13 protein-coding genes are annotated in these 23,234 nt (G+C 72.7%); 9 read left to right on the forward strand and 4 right to left on the reverse strand.

The window, feature by feature from the left end; all coding sequences use genetic code 11:
- Nucleotides 1-19: 19 nt before the first annotated feature.
- Entirely contained in the window at nt 20-886 is an 867-nt protein-coding gene (locus ACFWVP_RS02725) for a SigB/SigF/SigG family RNA polymerase sigma factor (protein ID WP_384493122.1), read from the reverse strand.
- 567 nt (nt 887-1,453) lie between these two features.
- On the opposite strand from ACFWVP_RS02725, the gene ACFWVP_RS02730 reads away from it, so the two are divergent.
- Nucleotides 1,454-2,287, forward strand: a complete 834-nt coding sequence (locus ACFWVP_RS02730) for a class II glutamine amidotransferase (RefSeq protein WP_384493123.1) — start codon at nt 1,454-1,456, stop codon at nt 2,285-2,287.
- A 511-nt stretch (nt 2,288-2,798) separates the two neighbouring features.
- On the opposite strand, the gene ACFWVP_RS02735 is transcribed toward ACFWVP_RS02730, so the two are convergent.
- The 3 genes from ACFWVP_RS02735 to ACFWVP_RS02745 form a co-directional block, all read right to left on the reverse strand.
- Nucleotides 2,799-4,331 carry an FAD-dependent oxidoreductase gene (locus ACFWVP_RS02735; protein ID WP_384493124.1) on the reverse strand — a complete coding sequence of 511 codons (1,533 nt, stop codon included), beginning with the start codon at nt 4,329-4,331 and terminating at the stop codon, nt 2,799-2,801.
- Between the two features lie 233 nt (nt 4,332-4,564).
- Nucleotides 4,565-5,749, reverse strand: coding sequence for a GDSL-type esterase/lipase family protein (locus ACFWVP_RS02740; protein ID WP_384493125.1), 1,185 nt, complete (start codon nt 5,747-5,749; stop codon nt 4,565-4,567).
- Between the two features lie 58 nt (nt 5,750-5,807).
- Entirely contained in the window at nt 5,808-6,356 is a 549-nt protein-coding gene (locus ACFWVP_RS02745) for a YciI family protein (protein WP_384493126.1), read from the reverse strand.
- A 712-nt stretch (nt 6,357-7,068) separates the two neighbouring features.
- On the opposite strand from ACFWVP_RS02745, the gene ACFWVP_RS02750 reads away from it, so the two are divergent.
- The 8 genes from ACFWVP_RS02750 (at nt 7,069) to ACFWVP_RS02785 (ending at nt 22,833) form a co-directional block, all read left to right on the forward strand.
- Nucleotides 7,069-7,929 (forward strand): DUF4132 domain-containing protein, encoded by an 861-nt coding sequence (locus ACFWVP_RS02750; RefSeq protein ID WP_384493127.1) that lies wholly within the window; start codon nt 7,069-7,071, stop codon nt 7,927-7,929.
- Nucleotides 7,926-13,115 carry a hypothetical protein gene (locus ACFWVP_RS02755; protein ID WP_384493128.1) on the forward strand — a complete coding sequence of 1,730 codons (5,190 nt, stop codon included), beginning with the start codon at nt 7,926-7,928 and terminating at the stop codon, nt 13,113-13,115. Before ACFWVP_RS02750 ends, ACFWVP_RS02755 begins: the two co-directional genes overlap by 4 nt.
- Nucleotides 13,112-14,332, forward strand: a complete 1,221-nt coding sequence (locus ACFWVP_RS02760; RefSeq protein WP_384493129.1) for an AAA family ATPase — start codon at nt 13,112-13,114, stop codon at nt 14,330-14,332. The genes ACFWVP_RS02755 and ACFWVP_RS02760 overlap by 4 nt, the downstream gene beginning before the upstream one ends.
- A 3-nt stretch (nt 14,333-14,335) precedes the next feature.
- A complete protein-coding gene (locus ACFWVP_RS02765; RefSeq protein ID WP_384493130.1) occupies nt 14,336-18,145 on the forward strand; it encodes a DUF5682 family protein in 3,810 nt (1,269 codons plus the stop codon).
- Nucleotides 18,142-19,986 carry a hypothetical protein gene (locus tag ACFWVP_RS02770; protein WP_384493131.1) on the forward strand — a complete coding sequence of 615 codons (1,845 nt, stop codon included), beginning with the start codon at nt 18,142-18,144 and terminating at the stop codon, nt 19,984-19,986. The genes ACFWVP_RS02765 and ACFWVP_RS02770 overlap by 4 nt, the downstream gene beginning before the upstream one ends.
- A 316-nt stretch (nt 19,987-20,302) precedes the next feature.
- Nucleotides 20,303-20,962, forward strand: a complete 660-nt coding sequence (locus ACFWVP_RS02775; protein WP_384493132.1) for a transcriptional regulator — start codon at nt 20,303-20,305, stop codon at nt 20,960-20,962.
- A gap of 93 nt (nt 20,963-21,055) precedes the next feature.
- The gene (locus ACFWVP_RS02780) at nt 21,056-22,414 is read left to right on the forward strand and encodes a pyridoxal-phosphate dependent enzyme (protein WP_384493133.1); all 1,359 of its coding nucleotides are present in this window, start codon (nt 21,056-21,058) and stop codon (nt 22,412-22,414) included.
- Nucleotides 22,411-22,833: a RidA family protein gene (locus ACFWVP_RS02785; RefSeq protein WP_384493134.1), complete on the forward strand. Its 423-nt coding sequence runs from the start codon at nt 22,411-22,413 to the stop codon at nt 22,831-22,833. The genes ACFWVP_RS02780 and ACFWVP_RS02785 overlap by 4 nt, the downstream gene beginning before the upstream one ends.
- Nucleotides 22,834-23,234 lie beyond the last annotated feature (401 nt).

Consider the following 23,234-nt stretch of genomic DNA (forward strand, 5'->3'; position numbering starts at 1 on the left):
CCGAACGGGCGGGTGTGGGTCAGTCCTCGGCGAGGATGCCTTCGCGGAGCCTCCTGAGGATTCGGCTGAGCAGGCGTGAGACATGCATCTGGGACAGACCGAGCCGGTCACCGATCTGAGCCTGGGTCAGCTCCTGCCCGAAGCGCATCTGAACGATGGCCCGCTCGCGGTCGTCCAAGGCATCGATCAAAGGAGCGAGAGAGCGGAGGTTCTCGACGAGTTCTATCCTCGGGTCGCAGTCACCGGTGAGATCGGCATAGGTGCGGATCCCCGCGCCGGAGCTGCTCTCGGCCGTGTCGGCGGGCACGTCGAGGGAGTCCGCGGTGTAGCCGTTGGCCGCGATGAGGCCCTCGATGACGTCCCCTTCGCTGATCTGTATGTGATCGGCGAGATCGGCGACCGTGACCTCTTGGGCCGAGGTCGTGGCCAGTTCCTCCTTCGCCCTGGCGAGGGTGACCCGGAGCTCCTGCAGACGCCTCGGAACATGCACGGACCAGGTGGTGTCCCGGAAGAACCGCTTGATCTCACCGCTGATGTACGGGATCGCGAAGGAGGTGAACTCGACCTCACGGGAGAGCTCGAAGCGGTCGATGGCCTTGATCAGGCCAACGGTCCCCACCTGGACTATGTCTTCCAGTTCACCGTTGCCGTGGTTGCGGTACCGGGCAGCCACGAAATGTACCAGCGACAGGTTCATCTCGATCAGGGTGTTGCGCGCGTACTGGTATTCCGCAGTGCCTTCTTCGAGTGTCCGCAGTCGGTCGAAGAACAGCTTGCTGATCGCGCGCGCGTCCTTCGGCGCGATGGCCAGCGGATCGGCGATGTCCGGGAGCGCCGCCTGACCGGTGTCGGTAGCCGACGCCTGCGCAGACAGAGATGTCGACATCACGATCTTTCCCTTCCCCGAGTTTCAGGTCTGCCGGTGCAGCGGCTACCCGGCTCTCCCTCTCTTATTCCGGCTTCTGCGTCAGGAGGCGGGAAGTGGACGACTACTGACGTCGTGAATGTCGACAAAGCGGTTATTTAGGGTACTTTGCCGCGCAGTGCGGCGCAGGGACCGGTCCGTCTCGGCCGTCAGGCGTCGTCGGCGCGAGGCCGCCGAAATATTCCATTTCCGGAAGTAACCGCGCGGCATGCAGGCGTAAGTTTCGAAAAATCTTCCGAGGCTTTGATATTCCTGGTGCGGTAGCCGCTCCCGGTGCGACATGAGGTGCCGAGGTCTGTTTATCCGGGGTCTTCTGCTATCCCTTCCGTGGGCGCGAGAAAGTACCTCGTGCTCTCCTTTGCCAGGTTTGCGCGGGTCGTGCGGGGGTCCCGGAGACGAAGCTCCTTCGGTCGGCGGCCGGGCGGCGCTGCCGAGGACTCGGTAGCGTGGTCAGGACAGGCGGAGGGAGGCCGTGACGCTTCGACGCGCCCGTCGGCTCGTGTGACCTTCTGGGAAGGAGCGATTTCCGTGTGCAGATGGCTTGCCTATTCCGGGTCGAGCGTGGTGCTCAGTGATCTGCTGTACACACCTGAGCACTCGCTGATTGATCAGAGCCTCCACTCGCGTATGGGGGTTGAGACGACGAACGGTGACGGCTTCGGCGTGGGCTGGTACAGCCAGGACAGTGCCACTCCTGCAGTTATTCGCGAAACCGGGCCTGCGTGGAACAACAGGAACCTGCGGGAAATCGCGGACCATGTGCGTTCGCCATTGTTTTTCGCGCACGTGCGGGCGTCGACAGGTGCTGCAATTCAACAGACCAACTGCCATCCTTTCAGGCACGGCCGGTGGATGTGGATGCACAACGGGGCGATCGCGGACTTTCATCGTCTGCGACGCCCTCTCTCCCTGGCCATCGATCCAGTGCTCTTCTCGGCGTTGGAGGGGTCGACGGACTCGGAGGTGATGTTCTATCTGGCGATCACCTTCGGACTCGATCAGGACGTTCCAGTCGCGGTGGCGAGAATGGCGGGGCTCGTGGAGCGGTTGGGGCATGAGGAGGGGGTTGAGTATCCGCTCCAGATGACAGTCGCAGTGGCCGACGGAGAGCGACTGTGGTCGTTCCGCTATTCGAGCCGCAGGGCTTCGAGATCGCTGTTCTGCAGCAACCGCGCAGACACGGTGCGAGCCCTCCACCCGGATCTCGACTTCCTCAGAGGGGTGTCCGACGACACCCGCCTCGTGGTCTCCGAGCCGCTGGGAGACCTGCCGGGCGTCTGGAACGAGGTGCCAGAAGGCAGCTACGGCGTCGTGCAACAGGGCGCGGACGAGTTTCTCCCCTTCGTTCCGGAACCCGTCTAGGACGTACGAATTCAGGAGGCTTCAAGCCGCGTATTGCCGGACACCGGCTAAAGGTGCCGTCTGCGTGGCACCGGCGCCCTCATGGCGCGCGTACGCCCGCCTCGGGGCCTTGGAACACCGTCGTTTCCCTGCGGCAGGAGGGGCGAGGTGCTGTCGAACACAGCTGTCTCCGATCGTGGCGAGCGTGCGTTCACGCGTACCGGCCGAATGGTCGTCGTCGCCGAGCCGCCCGCAGCACGGTCCGCCGCTGGCGTCGGACGGTGCTGCGGGCGGCTCGGCGTCCTCTTGTAGCAGCAGCGTTCGACAGTTGGCGCGGGCCGGCGTGCCTCGGCACGGGGGCGGCGGACAGGACGGAGGACGAGGGCCCGCTGCTCGGGCCCAGACGGGCCGTAGACCGGGCAGGCCGGCAGAGATGGGCGCGCGCCTGGCGAGAACGAGCAGAGGCCCTCACCCTTCGTAGCTCACGGCCGCTCCGGATCGCGTCCTCCGTGTCGCTGTCCGCCGGCTGTGGTCAGATGCTGCGGTGAGGCAGCGGGCGCAGTGCCGGGCCGTGCAGTACCTCGCCGTCGATGCCGAACCGTGAACCGTGGCAGGGGCACTCCCAAGCGGTCTCCGCCTCGTTGAAGGCGACGAGGCAGCCGAGATGGGTACAGCGCGCCGACACCGCATGGGCTGAACCGCTTTCGTCGCGGTAGACGGCGCAGCGGCGGCCCCCGACCCGTACGACCGCTCCGGAGCCCGGTGCGATCTCCGCGACCGAGTCGACGTGCGTGGTCTTCAACCTGTCACCCACGAAGTGCCGGGCGACCTCGGCCTGCTGCTTCAGCAAGGCCGTGCCCTCACGGAGGGTGCTCCACAGCCGGCGCGGGTCGTACAGCCCTGCCCACTCGGGTTCGGCACCGGTGAGCGTGGACGCCAGCAGCTGTCCGGCCATGGCGCCTCCACTCATGCCCCAGCCGCCGAATCCGGTCGCCACGTACACATGTCGTGCGCCCGGATGGAAGAGACCGACCAGCGGCACGCCGTCGCTCACGTCGTTGTCCTGGGCCGCCCACCGGTACTCCGTGTCGCCGACAGAGAAGTGTTCGCGCATCCATCCGTCCAGCCGCAGGAACCGCTCGCGGCTGTCACCCGAGCCCGGCGTGAAACTCTCGCCCGTGACGATCAGCAGCCTTCGGCCCTCGCCGAGCGGTGCGGTACGGACCGATCGCTTCCCCATGTCGTCCGTGATGTACATGTGCTCAGGTGCCTCGGAGGCGGGAAGGGAGGCGGCGACGACCAGTTCACGGCGCGGTGACAGACGGGCGAAGTGGAGCGCCCGGTCGAAGACGGGGTAATGCGTGGCGATGACTACGTCCTTCGCCGTGATCTTCACGCCCCGCTCGGTTGTCACCTTGCACGGACTGCCCTCGGAAAGGCCCGTCACGCGGGTTCGCTCGCGAATGACACCGCCGCGTGCGGTGATGTCGTGGGCCAGGCCCAGAAGGTACTTGCGCGGGTGGAACTGCGCCTGGTGTGCGACGCGCACCGCTGCGGGTACGGGAAACGGCAGGTCCGTCTCCGTCACGAAGTCGGCGTCCAGACCCGCTTCCGCGGCGGCGTCGGCCTCGGCTTCGAATGTGGCGCTTTGCCGCGGGTCAGTGGTGAAAGTCAGAGCCGATGAGCGCTCGAAGTCGCAGTCGATACGCAGTTCCGCCGCCACTGACGCGACCCGCTCCACCGCCGCCTGCTGGGAGTGGGCGTACCAACGCGCGCCGTCCTTCCCGCGCGTACGGCGCAGCCGCTCGTAGACGAGGGAGTGCGCCGCGGTGAGCTTCGCCGTCGTGTAGCCGGAAACCCCGGCGACAATGCGGTCCGCTTCCAGCACGAGCACGTTCCGCCCGGCCCGGGTCAGTTCCCAAGCGGTGCTCAGTCCGGCCATACCCGCGCCGATCACGACGACGTCCGCCGTCGTGTCGGTGTCCAGCGTCGGCCACCGAGTGCCTGGGGATGTGGCCATCCAATAGGACTCGGCCATGCCGGGGAGTTCATGTGGTGTGGTCATGAACCACGTGTTCCCCTCAGCAGGTGAAAGGAGACCCGGCGGGTCGAGTCTTCCCCTGGGCGGCCCTGGTGTGCGCAAGAGGAAGGTGCCGGCAGTTGCCCGCATCGGCACCACGCTGGGGCACCGCCCTGATCGACGCACCGGTCACCGGGCAGCGGCGCACGGGCGTGCGGAGAGTTCAGGACGGGTCTTGAGACCGACCTGATGGTGGAGGCCCCCGCCGTAACCGGCCGCTACGGCGCCCTGCCCGTGGTCCGGTCCCGCCGACAGCGGAAGGGGCCGTCGGTCGCGAAGGCGTGGGCGGCGAAGCGCTTGCCCATTCGGCGGTACGCGGCGGCGGTGGGGTGAAGGCCGTCGGGCAGATCGTCTGCCTCGTCCGGGCCGAGCAGGGCTCGTCCGTCGAGATGGTGGAGGTGGGGATCAGACGTCTGTCGCGCCGCAGCGATCCGGGCCAGCTCGGCACGGACCACCGTCAGCGACAGAGCGCCCCCGGCCACAGCGGCCGGGTCGCCCAGGGCAGCGAGCTTCCCGTCCGGTCCGGTCTCGGTAGGGCCGGGAACGTGCTCAAGGGCCGGACAGCTCACCGGGGACATCAGCAGCAGCGGGGTGTCCGGGTGACCGTCCCGGATCGTGTCCAGGAACCCGTGTACCGCCGGGCCGAACGTCCGCAGCCGGAAGGCGGACAGGCTGACGATGTTGATGCCCACCTTCAGGCTGATGAGGTCGGCGGGAGTGTCGCGGATCGTCCGGGCGACGTAGGGATCCAGCAGCGCGTTGCCCGCCAGGCTGAGGTTGATCACCTCCACCCCTCCCAGCGCGGCTGCCACCACCGGCCAGGTCCCGGTCGGGCCGTCGGCCTCGACGCAGTGGCTGATGGAACTGCCGTGGTGCACCCAGCGGCGCCGCCCGTCCGGCAGAGGCTCCAGCACGTCGCCGTCAGCGCGCAGGGCCACCAGTTCCGTGGGGGTCTGCTGCGGAAGCCACAGCTCGACGTTCTTCATACCGGCCGGCAGCCCGGCGAACCGTACGGTCCCGGGCCTGCCCGGGATGAGTTGCCGTACGGCCCCGCTGCCCGCCATCAGCATCACGTTGCCCACCGGCGCCTGCCGACGCCCGGCCAGGGCGCCGTCCACCAACAACTCCAGCATCCCGGTCGGGCCGGGGTGAGGGTCGGAGTCGAGCCGGCCGGTGGAGGTGAGTACCTCGAACTCCAACACGCGCGCATCGGTGCGGAACACCAGCCGCACCCCCGACGGCATCATGGTCACTCCGTAGACCGACGGGTCCTGGTACTGCTCTCTGGTCCACGCGGGCAACCGGCGCGGCAACACCCCTGCCGCTGTGGTCTCCAGGTCCAGCGCACCCCGTACCTCCACCGGCCCGCCCACCAGGGGAACGGCCCGCATCGCCGCCGTCATCGCTCCTGTCCCGGATCGATGGGCTCCGGAGACGGCGTCGGCCCGATGCCTTCGTGGTTCATCGACGCCCGCCGAACTCCCAGTCGTGGACCTCGATGTCCGCGTACCGGCCCGGAGTCAGGACGGCGCGTGCCGTATCCGGGTCCGGGGCCCTGAGCAGCACCGCCGTACCCAGCCATGTGTAGCCCTCGTCGGACAGCAGCGGACCGTACGCGATCAGCTCGTCCTGGTCGGGCGGCAGGACGAGGTCTGCGGCCGGGCCCTCGCCGAAGCCGAGCACCAGGTACCGGTTGCCACCGCTCCGGCCACCGGGAAAATCCCACATGGTGCGCCCCAGCACGTTCCGCCACCGGCGGAGCAGCACGTCCCGGTACGCACCGGCCTGGTAGTTGGGTTCGTCGAAGGCGAACGCACGGGCAGCGGCGGGATCGGGCAGATCGACGATATGCACGCTCCCGGTGGGCGTTTCACCGTCATCGGCGAAGGTCGGACCGCGAGCGATCAGCTCCTTCGCGTACCGGTCCATGTAGGACCGGTGCTCCTCCAGCAACTCCTCGCGTAGCGCGAGGGAACCCGGCCGGTCTCGGTGGTAGCAGAAGTACTCCATGACCACAGACCCTTCCTCACCGAGGGCACCATCTCAACCGGCGACGCCGCACCGGAACACATCATGCCCGACCGTCGTCGTCGCCCCGGCGATCCAACCGATGCCCGGTGGAGTTGGCCGGGCCGGTCCTCGCCACCTGGAGGTCCGGGCACCGAGTCCGCGGGCCGGACATCGGCCGGCCGGCGGATCACGACCTGCGCGGCCTGCTGGACGCGGTCCGCGACGCGAACCGGACCGGCATCCCGTGGCGCCGTCTGCCGCACGACTGCCCGGGTGCGTGGGCCTCGGGCGATGTTCCCTCCGTGCTTCCCGACGCGTGCGCTCACGGTGACGGGATGCGGGGGAGGGGACGCGGTGGTGCCTACGCGGGCCGGTTCTTCGGGCGGTCGGCGGTCGCACGTGTCGGAGCCTGTGGGCGGGCCCTGCCCGGCTGTGCTGTCCCGGACGGAGGTGCCCGTGCTGTCGTGATTCCGTCGACTCGGTGGGCCGCGTAGTGCACGGCCACCCTCTCACCCGCCTCGGCGGGACGGTGGGTACGGGCGGGCGATCCCTTCCGGGTGCGGCCCCGGACGGCGAAGCGGAGGGGGCCCGGCCTCATTGTCACTGGCGGCGCCTAGAGTCTCTCCCACTCGTCACGGTGCGTTGCCGTCGGCGGGTTTCATCAGCGTGCCGCCGGGTCGGCGGCCGTCCGGAACAACGGGGAGAACAGCGCATGGGGTGGGTTCCGGCAGGCGACTACGAAGTCGCTCTGGAGGCGGGCAAGGTGGTCTGCCGCAACGGGAAGGGCCGACGGCTGAAGTCCGTCCCGGCCAGATTGAAGGACGACCCGGCGGTCGTCGGACTCCGGCAGTTGACCGAGTGGCTGGAACGGCACGAACACCGGTGCCTGACCGACGTCGAGCAGTGGATGGTGCGTTCGTTGCCCGTCCCCACGGCCGTGCTCGCCCGGGTCTGGCCCGACCCGGCGTGGCAGGCGGCCCTGCGGGACGTGGTGGTCACCGGCGTGGACGGTGGAGTCGCCGGGTTCCTGCGCGATGTCGACCCCGACCGTGGTCTCGGCCTCGTCGACCTGGACGGCGACACGGTGCGCATCACCCCGGACGTCGTCAGCGTGCCCCACCCCGTCCTCCTCGACGACCTCGACGAGCTGCGCGAGTTCGCGGTCGAACTGGAAGTGCGCCAGAACGTGGAGCAGTTGTTCCGCGAGGTGTGGCGGCGCCCGCCGGGCCTCGCCCCGGACACCACGTCCGTGGACACCTACGCCGGCGGCGTGTTCAAGGAACTGCGCTTCCTGCACGGCCGCGTCACCCAACTCGGGTACCGGTCACGCGGCGGATACGCGGTCTGCCCGGTCGTCGAGGACGGCGCCACCACCGAGGCGCGCATCTGGATCGGCGAGCACGACGGATACGACGAGTACGGCACCGAGACGGGCTCTCTGGGCTGGACCGACCCCGCGGGGCGCACGCTGACGGCCGCCGAGGTCGGCCCCGTCGCGTGGTCCGAGGGCATGCGCATGGCGGCGGCGCTCTACGCCGGCCGCGACGTGGCGGACGAGGAGCAGGCGGCATGAGCACCACGACGACGAACACCGACGCGAACACGACGGCGGAGGGCGCGGCCTTCCTCCCTGCCCAGGCCGACGGCGAGAGCAACTCCACCCCCGCAGCCGAGGCCCGCGCGGCGGCCCTGCTCGACGCGGGCACGATCCTCCCGGTCGGCACCACCGACCGGGACGACGCCGACGCCCTGACCGCCCGCACCTACACGCACACCGCGCTCGGCGACCGCCCCGTGGTCCGGCTCGTGCCAGGCACCCTCGGCGAAGCCGAGGACCTGGCCCTGGAGTTCCTCGGGCTGGCCCGGACCGCAGCAGCCCCCGTCGTGGGCCAGGTGCGCCGCGAGACACTGGGCTTCCCTGCCTGGGCGCTGGTCAACGACCCGGCCAACGGGCACCACGCCCTCGCCCTGGTCAAGGACATCGAGCGGCTGGGCCGGCAGGCCAGGACCCGCGCCGGAGCGGCCAAGGAGGGCTTCGACGCACTCGGCACGCGGCTCGGCCGGGCCGTGCCCCACTTCCTTCCCACCTACTACGAGCAGGTGGCACGCCTCTTCCTCCAGGCCGAGAACACCACCTACGCCGCCTCCTTCTTCGGCAAGGCCCGCGAGGCCGAGCGGGTGCACGGGCTGGTCGTGGACGAGGACCGGCAGCGGGCCGTCTTCCTGGAGTTCGCCTTCGCCGGCGCACTGACCGTCAAAGCGCTGCGGCAGTACGTGCGGGACCTGGTGGCCCGGCTCGCACCGGCGGATGCCTGGGCACAGTTCCGCCGTCTGCTCGTCGAGCGCTGCGCGGCCGGCATGCCGCCTTACGCGGCTCTGCCGCAGGACGTGCGCGCGCTGGTCAAGGCCGCCGGGCTGGACCGCGAGGCCGCCGAACGCGAGCTGGTGGCCGACCTGATCGGCTCCCCGGGAGTCGTCCGCGCCCCCTCCTCCTTCTGGGCGACCTACCGCTCCGCGCTCATCACCCTCGCTCGACGGGATACGGCCGTGCGGGCCCGGCTCCTCGGCTTCTTCCCGGAGACCTTCAGCGAGAGCGGCAGGGACACGGACGGCGAACCCGGCTGGCTCGCGTTGCTGGCCGAGTCCGGCGCCGAGGACCTGCTGACCGCCCTCCCGGACAGCTCCGACGACACCCCCTCCGGCTCCACCGCCCCCTCGGACCCGTCCGTCTCCCCGGCGGACTGGCTCGCCCGCTGGGAGGCGTACCGCCGGCGCAACCGGGTCACCCCGGGCCGCAGCCCGCAGACCCTCGACCTGGCCACCCGGATGGCGGACCGGCTGCGCGCCGACGGGCGCCCGGTCGAGCTGTTCCAGGGCCGCTGGCAGCGCACCGCCGACCTCGACCTTCTCGACCTCTGCCTGGCCTCCGGCGTCCCCGTCGCCGAGCCGGACCATCAGGACACGGGCACCGCACGGTCCTCCGGTGCCCCGCTCGGCCCGTGGCTCACCGACACCACCCCCGGCGCACGGGATCTCACCGCCGTCGCCGAACGGCCGGTCTTCCGCGCCCTCCTGCGCCGAAGCGTCGGTGCCCTCGGCGACGGACACGGCCAGCGGCTGAGTGACGCCGGCATGGCGATGCTGGCGGCGCACCCGGTGCTCTCCGGGATCCTGCGGGAGTGGCTGACCGTCTGCGCCGAGGAGTACACCGCCGCGCGAGGGCTCCCCGGGCTGCAGACCGCTCTCAACAGGCTCTCGTTGTTCCGCACCGTGATCGCGGACGTCGCCCCGGAGGCCGTACGACTCCTCGAGGGCCACGACGTCGTGCCGCTGCTCGCCTCCACCCTGCGTACCGGCGTCCTCGACGAACTGGGCTGGCCCGCGCTCGACGAGACCTACGCCGAACTGGCCGCAGAGGCCGCCGCACGTCAGCGGCGCCACCGGTCGGAGAACGTCGGTGTCACCGGCGCCTGGCCCGCGCTGATCCTGAACACGCTCGAACGGGCCGTCGTCGTCGGCCCCGAAGGCGTACTGCTGCGGCACACCCTGCGGGTGCCCACCACTGTCGACCACTGGCGGACGCTCGCCTTCCGTTACGTCGACGGGGAGTTGCTGGTCATCTGGTGGGAGGACGGCAAGCAGCGCGGCTACTGGTCGCACCGCCCCGCCGAGGTGTTCACCGTCGGCGGCGAGCAGATCCCCCGCTGGGGCGGCTCCGGCCCCTCGGACGAGGTCTGCCTGCCGCTGCCCGGCGGCGGCCGCGCCACCGGCGGCAAGGCCCTGCACGCGGGTGACACCTCCCTCCCGCCTCAGCACGCCGTCATCTCCGACGGCACCGGTCACTGGCGGGAGGGCCACCAGAGCACACAACGGGTGTGGCTGGAGTACGACCCGGCCGCCGGCACGCACGGCCGCGCATCCCTCCCCGCCTTCCTCCGCTCCGGGGTGCGGGACGGCACCCGGTTGCTCGCCGAGCACTGCCAGGTGCTGCCCCTCCAGCCCGGTCTGGAGACCACCCCGTTCGGCACGGACGGCACGGTCCTCGGCCGCTGGGTCCGCCGCACGGTCGACGAGCCCGGCACGGCCACCCCGGCCGACGGGCACCGGATCGTCGCCGGTACCCCCGACGGCCACACGGTCACCCTGCCGGACCCGCTGCCCGGCGGCGGCTCCCCGGTGCCGTTCGGCGCCCTCACCCTCCCCGGCGGGTCGCGGCCGGTCGTGGCCCTGCGCCATCGCTCCGTCGAGGCGCACCCGGCGGACACGGACGGCACCGGTGGCACGCTGTGGTCCGTCACCCTCGACTCCTCCGGTGGGAACGACGCGGCAGGCACCCCCTACGTGCCTCCCCTCGCCTACTGGCACGCCCTGCGCCCGAGGGACGAGCGGGGCTCCGACGTCCTGCGGAACCTGACGGACACCCGGGCGGGGGAGCTGTTCCAGGAGGTCGCCGCCGCGGTCGCCCGGCACCTGGAGGCGTTCCGGGCCGTCAAGGAGTACACCGGGCCCTCGTCGTGGGAGCTGAGCCAGGAGGCCGTCGCGCGGGTGCTGCCCGAGGTGTCCGACGCACGGCTCCTCGCGGGCGTCACCGCGCTCGTGCGGAACGCGGTGGACCGGGCCGTGGCGGCTGCCCGGTACCTGGAACCGCCCCAGCCCGTGCAGCCGGCCACCCCCCGGAACACCGCGCGCACCCAGGGCATGTTCTTCGAACACGAGCCCGAGCACGGCGACGACAGGACCCTGCAGACCGCCTCCGCCCTGAACTCAGTCCGGATGCGCGGCTGGTGTGGCAGCGGGAGACGGTGGACCGTGATCCGGCAACTCCTCGCCGTCAACCATGTCCTCGGCGGCGAGCCGGCGTTCGGCCCACCCATATGGTCCAAGGCCCCGTTCACCTCCGTGGACGGCTGGCAGCGGGACGAGTACACCGTGCCCGGTGACTCCCTGACCTGGGCCCCGCTCCTCGACCACCTGCCCGAACTGGCCTACCGGGCCGCCTCGTCGGCCACCTCGCCCGAGCACCGCACCGGTCTGCTCGTGTTCCTGGAAACCCTCGCCGCAGGCCCGCTGGCCGACCCGGCGGGCACGGTCCGGCAGGTGGAACTCGTCGAGCCGATCCCCGGAGGTACGACCGGGCCGGGACGACCCGAGGCCGTGCACCGCCTCGGCCAGGTGCTGCGCAGGGGCGCCCGCACCGTAGTGATCCTCGCCAACCGCGGCCGGAACCCCCGGAACGACGCGGAATGCTGGCTCGCCCTGGACCACGACCCGACCGGCGCCTTCGGCCCCGTCCCCGGCTTCACCCTGGACCACGAGCACGTCCACCGGCAGGGCATCGCCCGTGACCGGCTCACCCGGCTCACCGCCCTGGTACGGGAGAAGGGCCCGGCACCCTGGCGTCCGGAGGCCGCCGAGGCGTTCCACACGGCCACCGGCATCGGACCCCTCCAGTCCGTCGCCCTGCTGTCGGCAGCCGTCGAGGAGTCCGGCGCGGAGGCGCTCGCGCTGCTCGGAGTGAAGACACGTGCCTTTGAGGCGGCCCAGGCCGGGCTGGACGCCCTGCCCCGCGACGACCGGCACGCCCTGCTGGGAGCACTGCTGCCCGCGGACCCGGCCGAGCTGTGGTCCACGGGCCCCGACACCGGGGCAGCCGCCGAGGTCTGGCACAAGCGCCTGGCCTCCCTCGTCCGCGTCCCCGAGGAACTGGATCTCGACCTGTCGGGCACCTCCCCGGGCGCCGTCGAGCTGATCCTCAACGCGGGATCCCGGAAATGGCTCGCCCACGGCACCGATGTCCAGGACGGCACCGGTCGCCCGGGCCTGCGCCGGGTGGCCGCACGCGGTGCGGTCTCCTCGGCCCTGACCGCCCTGCACACCCTCGCCTACACACTGCCGTACGGTCACCCCCTGCGGGCACACCTGCCCGTCGGGCTCGCGGCCCTGCGTGGCCGTCTCGCCGATCCGGACCTGGTGCTGGACCTCGGTCTCGACTGGACCGAGTCGGGCGGCTCGATCGGCCCCGTGATCCGCGCCGCCCACGGGCTCCCCGAGTCCGGCGGCGCCGATGCCGACGGCCTGGTCAGGGCCGGCACGGCGCTGCTCCTCGCCCCCGGTCACGGCAGCAACGAGAAGCTGCTGATCCGCCCGGCCGGCCTGGCAGGCCCCGACGACCCGGCGTTCGGCCTTGTCGAGGGCACCGTCGGCGGTCACAGCACCGCCGATCTGCTCGCCCTGCGCGCACTGCTGGGCGAGGAGACCGACGAGCCGGCCTCCGCGGGCGCCCCCGACGGCTCCCCGCACCACCCGGCCCAGGACCCGACGCGTGCGGTGCCGGACCTGGTGGCCGACGCCGTCGACGCCCTCGGTCTGAGCGCGGACGCCGCCGCCCTCTACCTGATGCTGCTCGCCCTGCCGGACCCGACGGACCGCAACTGCGTCCGCTGGACCGAGTGGAAGCCCGCACGGGTCAAGAAGGCCCGGGCGGAACTCGCCGCCACGGACCTCGTCGTGGAGGCGAAGCGCTCCCGCGCAGGCCGCACCCTGTTCCTCCCCTGCGGCTGGCTCGAACGCGGCGCCCCCGGACTGCCGCTGGAGACCTGGAAGGAACGCCTGTACCCCGTGGCCGGGTCCACCCGGACGCTGCCCCACCTCCCCGTGCCCGCCCTGTTCGCAGCGGCCTGGGCACGGGTCCGCGAAGGCGACGCCCCCGCCTTCGAAGAACTGGACACCCGCGCACCCCGGAAGGGCCGCCGCCGATGACGAACGACACCACGACCACGGACAGCACCTCCACGGGCCGCGTCCCCGACCAGGCGAAGGCACCCGTCCGGGAGCACCGCCAGGTCACACCACCCGAGGACCGGTACGCCACCGAACTGGCCTTCCTCGCCGCCCACGACTCCGGGCCCCGGCCGCCCGGCTGGCTGCTCACCCCGCGCGCCGTCGTCACCTTCGTGATGGGCAGCGCGGGCGAGGCACTGAGCCTGCCGAAGGGCGCCCTGCCCGGAGCCGGGGTGCCGCCCCGCCTGACGATCGAGCAGAAGTTCGTCGGCGAGCGCGCCCTGGTCGAACGGTGCGTGGTCACCCTTGCGGGAGAGCGCGGACTCCTCCTCGTGGGCGAACCCGGCACCGCCAAGTCCATGCTCTCCGAGCTGCTGTCGGCGGCCGTCTGCGGGACCAGCGCGCTCACCGTACAGGGCACCGCGGGCACCACCGAGGACCAGCTCAAGTACGGCTGGAACTACGCGCTGCTGCTCGCCCAGGGCCCCACCGAGCAGGCCCTGGTGCCCTCCCCGGTACTCGCCGCCATGACCCGGGGGGCCGTCGCCCGCGTCGAGGAGGTCACCCGCTGCCTGCCGGAGGTCCAGGACGCCCTCGTGTCCCTGCTCTCCGAGCGGCGCATCGCGGTCCCCGAACTCGCGGGCAGCGAGGGCGCCCAGGTGCACGCGGCCCCCGGGTTCACCCTCATCGCCACCGCCAACCTTCGGGACAAGGGCGTCTCGGAGATGTCCGCCGCCCTGAAGCGGCGCTTCAACTTCGAGACGGTGGGGCCCATCGGAGACGTGGACGCCGAGACCGCGCTCGTCCGGCGTCAGTCGCGGGCGGCCGTCGAACGCGTGGGCGCCGACTACCAGGTGGACGACGCGGTTCTCGAAGCCCTTGTCACCACCTTCCGGGACCTGCGCGAGGGCCGTTCCCTGGAGGGCTGGGAGGTGGAGCGGCCCTCCACGGTGATGAGCACGGCGGAGGCGGTCTCCGTCGCGGGCTCCATGGGCCTGGCCGCCGCCTACTTCCCCGGCGACCGGGACGTGCTCTCCCTCCTGCCCGGCCATCTGCTCGGCGTCGTCCGGAAGGACGACCCCGCCGACGCGGCACGGCTGCTGGGGTACTGGGACGGGCCGGTGCGCAGGCGCGCGGAACAGGGATCGGCCACCTGGCGCGCCCTGTGGGACCTGCGCGCGGTGCTGGAGAACTGACGGATGACCAAGTCGACCACCCCCGGAACGCGATCCACCGCCGAGACGCGGTCCACCCCTGAGACACCGTCCGCCGCCGGTGTGCCCACCGCTGGCCCGGCACAGGGTGGCGGTCCGGCGGCCGGACCGGCCACCCCGGAAGCCGCAGTGGCCGCCCTCGCGGCGGCCGGCCCCGGGCTGCCGTTCCTGATCGGGGTGCGCCACCACGCGCCCTCGTTGGCGGCCGCCCTCCCGGCGCTGCTGGACGCGTCGGCCCCCGACGTCCTCCTCGTCGAACTGCCCGCCGAGTTCCAGCCCTGGCTGGGCTGGCTCGCCCACGAGGAGACCGAGGCCCCGGTCGCGCTGGCCGCCGTGCCCGCCGACGGACCAGGGACCAGCTCGGCAGGCGAGCGGAGTCCGGCCTTCTACCCGTTCGCGGACTTCTCGCCCGAACTGGTCGCTCTGCGCTGGGCGGCGAGGAACGGGGTCCCGGCCGTGGCCTGCGATCTGCCGCTGGCCGACCGGGCGTGGGCGGGCGGCGGTCCGGAGACCCCCGCCCCGGTGCCGGACGCCGGCTCCGCACCCGTGCCGGGGGAGGGGCGCGGGCTGTCCGCCGCGCTCCGGACCCGGCTCACCGGCCGGGACGGCGACGACCTGTGGGACAGACTGGTGGAGGCCCTCGCGCCCGGTTCGACACCCGAGGCGCTCCGCCGTGCGGCCCTGCTCACCGGCTGGGCGCTGCGCCACGAGACCGAGGCGCGGGGCGGGGTACAGGGTACGGACCTGGTGCGCGAGGCGTGCATGCGGGGACATGTCGCCGAGGCCTTGGCGAGCGGGCGACGGCCCGCCGTGGTGGTGGGCGCCTTCCACGCCCCGGCGCTGCTGCCGTCCGCCGCCGGGGGCCTCGCACCGGACGCGTCCACCGCCGTACCAGGCGTGCCGGACGCGTCCACCGCCGTGCCGGGGCCGGGCGTGGACGGCCAGGTGGACGGCGCTTCCGGAACCGCGGCGTGCACCGTCTCCCTGGTCCCGTACACGTACCCGCTGCTCGACTCCCGGTCCGGCTACCCGGCCGGTATCCGGGACCCGGAGTGGCAGCACACCGTCCTGGACGCCGCCGGGGACCCGGCCGCGCTGCACGAGGCCCTGATCCGCACCGCGGTCCGTGTCTGTGCCGCCCTGCGCGAACAGGGCCACCCCTACGGCCCGGCGGACGGCCAGGAGGTCGTCCGGGTGGCCGGTGACCTGGCCCGCCTGCGCGATCTGCCCGCCCCCGGCCGCGGTGAACTCCTGGAAGCCGTACAGACGGTGCTGGGGCGCGGCGAGACGTACGGCACGGGCCGCGCCGTCGCCAGGGCCCTCGAACGCGTACTCGTCGGAGCCCGCACCGGACGGCCCGCGCCCGCCGCTCCGCGCAGCGGACTGGGCCCCGCCGTCGAGGCCGCCACCACGGCGCTCTCTCTTCCCGGGCCGGGGGACGCGCACGAGAAGACACCGCGCGACCTCCGGCTCGACCCGGCGCGCTCCACCCTGGACCGGCGCCGCGAACTGCTGCTGCGCAGGCTGACGGTGTGCGGCATCCCCTACGCGCAGGAGCAGGGGGTGACCGGCGCGGCGGGCACGGAAGGGCTCACGACGCGCTGGCAGGTGCGGTGGACCCCGGCGACGGCCGCGATGCTCACCGCGGCCGGAGCCCGCGGGGTCACCCCGGCCCAGGCGGCCGAGGGCGTACTGCGGCAACGGCACGCGGCCGAGGGCGCGGAGGGCGGACCGACAGCCGCCCAGGTCGTCCGAGGCCTCACGGAGGCCGCCGAGTGCGGTCTCTCCGCCCTGGCCGACGAACGGCTCACGGAGCTGGCCGCCGTACTCCCCGCGAGCGGTACCCTTCCCGAACTCCTCGCCGGGCTCGACCTGCTGGATCGCATCGACGCCGGTCACCTGCCGGGCCTGGCCGCACCCGACGACTCCCCGGCGCCGGACGCCACCACCATCGCCCGTGCCGCTCACACCGCGCGCGCGGCCGAACTGCTGACCTCGGCCGCGGTCCGCCAGGTCGACGGCCTGACCGGCTCCGAGAAGCCCGAGGACGCCCGGGCTCTGCTCGAACTGACCCAGCGGGCCGACCGGGTCGGTGGCATCCGGCTCACCGACGCCCTCGCCCGACTGGCCGCCGACGGCACCCCGTTGATCGCCGCGGCCGCCGGAGCAGTCAGGGTGCTCACGGGCCACGAAGAGGCCGAGAGTTTCGGGAGGCGCGTCGCCTCCTGGGTGGACGGAGCCGTGGACAGCACCTCGCGGGCCGCGCTCACGGCCCGCCTCACCGGCGTCCTGACGGTGGCGGGCCCGCTCCTGACTGTCGGCGTCAGTGCCTTGGACCCGTTGCTGCGGAGGGTCGTCGAGCTGGACGACACCGCGTTCCTGGCCCGGCTGCCCGCCCTGCGCGGTGGCTTCGACACCCTGAGCCCGGCAGCCCGGGACCGGTTGCTGGACACCGTCGAGGAGCGGCTGGGCGAACGGGTGGGCACCCTCGACGCGGACGATCCGGCCGAGCTCGCCCGCCGGACGGCCGCCGACCTCGCGGCCCGCGCACTCCTGACCCGCCTCGGTCTGCCCGTCCCGCAGCCCGCACACGACGACCGGGTCCCACCGCCGACCGGACACCCCGTCGCGACGCGCCCCACCGTCACACCCGCCACCGCACCCCCTACCGAAGTCACCCCCTCGCGCACCCTCGCGCCCGCCGACCGGTGGCGGCTCGTGCTCGGCCGGCGCCCCGACCGACTGCCGTCCGGCGCCGCCCGCCTGGCGACCGCTCTGGACGAGCTCTACGGCGCGGGACACGGCGAGGGATCCCGCAGCGGCCTGCCCACCTCCGGTCACGGAGGCGGCCGGGAACCATCGTTCCCCGGCGTCCGCGAGTGGTCCGAGGAACTGGCCGCGCTGTTCGGCCCCGGCATCCGCGAGGAGGTCCTCGCCGCCGCGGCGGTGACCGGTCGGCAGGACGTCCTCGCCGAACTCGATCCGGCGGCCGCCACCCCCTCCGTAGAACTGCTCCGGACGGTCCTGCGGTACGCCGGCGGCCTCCCCGAAGCGCGCCTCGCGGCGCTCCGGCCGCTGGTGCGCCGCCTGGTCGACGAACTGACCCGGCAGCTCGCCACCCGGCTGCGCCCCGCCCTCACCGGCACGATGCTGGCCCGGCCCACCCGCCGCCCCGGAGGCCGGCTGGACCTGCCGCGCACACTGCGCGCCAACCTCGCCACCGCCCGCCGCACGGCCGACGGGACGGTCCGGGTGATCCCCGAGAAGCCGGTGTTCCGCAGTCGCGGCCGCCGGTCGGCCGACTGGCGGCTGATCCTGGTCACCGATGTCTCCGGATCCATGGAGGCGTCCACGATCTGGTCCGCGCTGACCGCCTCCGTGCTCGCCGGGGTGCCGACCCTGAGCACGCACTTCCTGGCCTTCTCCACGGAGGTCGTCGACCTCACCGGCCATGTGCACGATCCCCTCTCCCTCCTGCTGGAGGTGAGCGTGGGCGGAGGCACGCACATCGCCGCCGGGCTGCGGCACGCCCGCAGCCTGATCGCCGTGCCCTCCCGCACCCTCGTCGTCGTCATCAGCGACTTCGAGGAGGGTGCGCCGCTCGGCGGACTGCTGGCCGAGGTGCGGGCCCTGGTGACCACCGGCTGCCACGTCCTCGGGTGCGCGAGCCTCGACGACGCCGGCAGGCCCCGCTACTCGACGGGCGTCGCCGGGCAGCTCGTGGCCGCCGGCATGCCCGTGGCGGCCCTCAGCCCACTCGAACTGGCTCGCTGGATAGGGGAGAAGACCGCATGAACGCCGACCGGTTGCCACCCGTCGCGCCCGAGGTCACGGCCACGCTGGTGGAGGACCTCTCGCCCCGGCTGCGCAAGCGGCTGGACGCGATGGTCACCAAGCTCGGCGCCCGCCCGACGCACCGCGACGGAGACACGGTGACGATCGCGGTCGACGACGAGACCGAGTTGCGTTTGCACGCCCCGGGCGGTGTGGTGGCGACGGCGGACGACATCACCTGCGGCTGCCTCCTCGCACCCGCCTGCGTCCACCGCGCGGCAGCCGCCTGCGCCGCCCCTACGGCGGACATGGAACTCGTCGACCGGCCCACCCAGGCGGACCCCGGACCCGCCTCCGCGACGGACCCCGCCCCCGACTCCTCACCCGCCCCCGACTCCTCGCCCGAGGTGGCGAGTCCGGCCCAGCGTGCCGCGGCCGACGCCCTGTGGCGGGCGGGCGCCGCCGTGCTGGAGGCCGGCGTCGACGGCGCCGGAGCCGTCACTCAGTCGGCCCTCCTCCGCGCCGCGCACACCGCCCGGCTCCGGCACCTGCCGCGCGCCGCGGGCGCCGCGCTGTCCGTCGTCACGCTGGTGCGCGCGGCCCGCGCCGGCGACCCGTCCTACCGCACCGCCGAACTCGTCACCGCCCTGGCCGAACTCCTGGGCACAGCACACCGGGTGGGGAGGGCGTCGGGGGCGGAACTGGCCGCGGTCAGAGGCAGTGCGCGCCGCCCGTACAGCCCGGACGGCTCGCTACGCCTGTACGGCCTGTTCACCGAACCCGTGGTCACCGACTCGGGGCACGGTGGCGTCCGCACCTGGGTCGCCGGAACCGACGGCCGCCTCTGCACGGTCGGCGACGTGGCCCCTGGCGGCGTCGGGCGCGCCCTGGGCGTGGCCGACCGGGCCGTGCGCCTGGGGGACAGCGCGCTCACCCACCGGGAGCTGGGCCGGGCCGGCCTGGCGGTCTCGGGTGCGACGGTCTCGCCGGACGGCAGACTGGGCGCCGGGAAGGGCGTCAAGGCCGTCACCGCCCGGGGTGCCGCGTGGACGGAGCCGCCGCTCGCCGCCCTGTGGGAAACGCCGCCGTCCGAACAGGCAGCCCGCGCCCTGCGCTCCACCTCCCGCTACGCGGACCCGGACGGCGGAGGCCGCGACCTGCTCTTCCTGGACGTCGAACTCCTCGGCGCCGTACGGGAGCCGGGTGGCACCTGTCTGCTCGCGCTGTGCGAGGGAGGCGTTGCCGTCCGGCTCACCGTCGCCGACGACGACCCCGCGCTGGCCCACCGCGACAACCTGATGCTGCTGGCCACGGCGCCGGGGACACGGCTGAGGATCATCGGCCGCCTGGTGCCGGCCCTCCACCCCCGGCTCACCCTCCTCGCCTGCTCGCACCCCGCCGGCGAGGGCACGATCGACCTCGGCCTCGACCGTCTGCGCCGCGCCGACCTCCCGGACCCGGCCGCCTCCGTACACGTCGCCCCGCCGCAGCCCGGAGGGTCCGGCGAGCACTCGCCCCTGTACCTCCTGGAGCGCCGGGTCGAACAGACGGTCCCGGCAGGCCGCGCAGCCCTCGGCATGCTCGGCGACGTCACCGCAGAGACCCGCCGCCTCCGCCGCGCGGGCCTCCCCACGGCCGCCGGACTCCTCACCGCCCTGTGCACCGCGGCGGCCCAACGCGATCGCGACCTCTTCGGCCGCCTCCTCCCGGCCGACACCGACGGCTTCGCCACCTACTGGCTCACCGCCGCCCGTTACACGGCCGCCGTGGCCGAATCCCTGTGCGCGGCGGCCTGGGAACCGACGCAGGCGGGCCCGGCCGCGGCAGCATCCGCCCCGGGCCAGGGAGGGCGGCGGGCGTAAACCGCTCAGCCGTCCAGGGTGCGGACCGCCCCGGGCGCGCCGAACGGTGCCCTTGCTCGCCGTGGGTGGGGGCATCAGCGGCTGATGAGAGGTGTACGTTCGTACGCTCTGTGTCGCGGGCTCCCGTCGTGTCTGTCGACGTAACGCCCCGGCCCGCCCTGGCCGAGTGGTACGCCCGCGTGGAGCAGGCGCCGTAGGGCTCTGGCCATAATCACCGGACGCGCGCTCGACGACTCCGGGAAGCAGAAACCAGGGTTTCATTCTGTCTATACTTGCTTGACCAAATGTCAACCAAGTGCGAGCTGAAGGGGAGCCCATGCAGGGATCGGAGCCGAACGAGACCGAGGCTGACGCGATCCTCGCGGCCGTCGCCGCCGGCGTCGACGGGATCGCCGCCACGGTCGGCGATCACTGTGAAGTGCTGGTACACGACTACCGGAGCCCCGAGAGCTCGGTCGTGGCGGTCGGGGGGTCGGTCACGGGGCGACGCGCCGGGGACCCGATGAGCGAGATCGGCCGCCGCATGCACGCCGCCGGCGACGCGGCACAGCCGGACATCAACTACCGCAACCGCACTCCCGACGGCCGGATGATCAGGAGCTCGACGATCCCCCTGCGGGACAGCGGCGGACGCGTGATCGGCTGCCTCTGCATCAACGTGGACACCACCGCCCTGCACACCCTGCGCGACCAGCTCGACACGATGCTGGGCGGGTCCGGGCCGGAAACCGTCCCGACGACCGACTTCCCGTCGAGCTTCGACGCGGCGCTCGACGAGATCCTGCTGTACGAGGCCCGGTCCCGCGACAAGGAGCTGACCGACCTGACCACGGCCGAACGCGGCGAGGTCCTGCGGCGGATCGACGAGCGCGGGCTGCTGCAGGCGCGCGGGGCCGTCCGCAGGATCAGCACCCGGCTCGGCGTCTCGCGCGCCGCTGTCTACAAGACCCTCAAGGCCGGCCACGGGCGTGACTAGAGCACCACTCCACGCCGCCGTGGCGGGTCACCGTCGGGATGGTGTGCGGCCTGGCGGACGCGCTGGAGGTACGCGCCCACCGCGCCATGGTTCATGGGCCAGAGGCGTGCAGGGATCGCCGCGACCCCCCGGGACCTTGCCGGCATCGGCGTCGTGGTCACCCACAGCGCGGACGCGGACGAATACCTGACGACACACGGCAATCCCCCCGGCGCCACCGTCCTCCTGGCCGGCGCCGGCGGGCCCACGCCCGAAGGAGCCCTCACTTTGCCCGCCACACCGTCCTCCTCGGCAGCAGCCGAGGACCGCACCACGACACCTGAGCTCATCGACCGCTCCGGCACGCGCTACGAACTCACCGATCCACGATGGCGCGGCGACGACCGGTCACCCCTGATGATCACCCCGCTTCCCGGCATCACCGCTGACCGGATCGTCACCGGGGAACGGTCCCTGTGGCGCTATCAGGCAGCCCTGCCGATCACCCCCGGAGCGCGGGTGAGTCTCGGCGAAGGATGGACCCCCTTGATCGAATCCGAGTGGTCGGGGCACTCCGTGCACTTCAAGCTCGAATGGTTCAACCCGACGTCGAGCTTCAAGGACCGCGGCGTGAGCGTGATGGTCTCCCACCTGCGGGACACCGGCGCCGAACGCCTCCTGGAGGACAGCTCGGGCAACGGGGGCTCGGCGGTGGCCGCCTACGCGGCGGCTGCCGGGATCCCGGCGAAGATCATTGTCCCCGCTGCCACATCGGAGGCGAAGGTCCTCCAGGCCAGGGCCTTCGGCGCCGAGATCGAGAGGGTGCCCGGAACCCGGGACGAGGTCGCCGCCGAAGCCGTCCGCCAGTCCGCGGATATCCCCTACGCCAGCCACAACTGGCACCCGATGTTCCTGCAGGGCACCAAGACACTGGCGTACGAGCTCTGGGAGATGCTCGGTTTCCGGGCACCGGACAACGTGGTCCTCGTAGCGGGAGCCGGGAGCATCGTTCTCGGCTGCGACCTGGCCTTCACCGAACTGCTGGCCGCCGGCCAGATCGGCCACCGGCCACGCCTGCTCGTGGGACAGCCGGAACACTGGGCCACCATCGTGGACACCCTCAACGGGATCGACCCGGAGTCGAGAGGCGAGCGGCTCCCGACCATCGCCGAAGGTGCCTCGATCGCGCGCCCCGTACGCCTGCCGGAGACGGTCGCCGCCATCACCCGTTCCGGCGGCGCCGGTTACGCCGTACCGGAACGTGAGATCACCGAAGCGCAGCGCCGCCTGGTCGCGCAGGGGTTGTACGCCGAGCCGACGAGTGCCGTCGCCGCCGCCGCCCTGGAGCACTTCATCGCCGACGGGACCATCCGGCCGGGGCAGACCACGGTCGTGGTGCTGACCGGCTCCGGACTCAAGTCCGCAGAGCGGATGTCGGCAATCTTCGACGGCACCTCCGCCGACCCGTCATGACCACCACCACACCGGGGAGTTCCGCCTTGCCCACCGGCATCCAGCTCCGAAACAGCACCGACCTCGTTCCGCCACGCGGCCACTATGCGCACACCGCCACCCACGCCGGGGTGGTGTACGTGTCGGGTCAGCTCCCGGTCACCCCCCAGGGTGTGGCCATCGCGGACGCGCCGTTCGCAGTACAGGCACGCCAGACCCTCGACAACCTCGACAACTGCCTCGCCGCAGCCGGGACCTCCCGCGACCGTCTGCTCGCCGTCACGGTCTACGTCAGCGACATGGCCGACTGGCCGGAGTTCGACGCCCTGTACGCCGAGTGGATCGGCGCGCACCGTCCCTCCCGCGCGGTCGCCGGGGTGTCGAGCCTGCATTACGGCGCGGCGGTCGAGGTCCAGGCCGTCGCCGCCGCCGGCACCTGACCCCGGGCGGGGTGCCGCGCCGAGGTGCGAGACGCGTGGTGCGCGACTGAGCCCGAGCTCGTTCAGCTCCTCGCGGCTACCGTCGTACCCGCTGTCCTGACCAGGGTTCCCGGCCCGGACTCGGCGGTGGCGACCAAGCGGGCCGTGGCGTCCGGCCGGCAGGACGGGCCTCCGCACGGTCCGGGGCGTCACGGCGGGACTGCTCGTACGGCGCGTGCTCACCGTGGTGGGTCCGGCCGCGTCCTGGCGCCGTCCGCCACGGCGTACACGGTCGTCAAGCTCGCCGGTGCCGTCCCTCTCGGTTTCCTGGGTGTCCAGACGTGCTGTGCAGCCGGCGCAATCGCTCGGTGAGTAAGGCGGCGAGCACCCCCGGTCGGCGATCCGTGGCGTACCGGGTTGGT

The organism is Streptomyces sp. NPDC058637, from assembly GCF_042717325.1.
Taxonomy (GTDB): domain Bacteria; phylum Actinomycetota; class Actinomycetes; order Streptomycetales; family Streptomycetaceae; genus Streptomyces.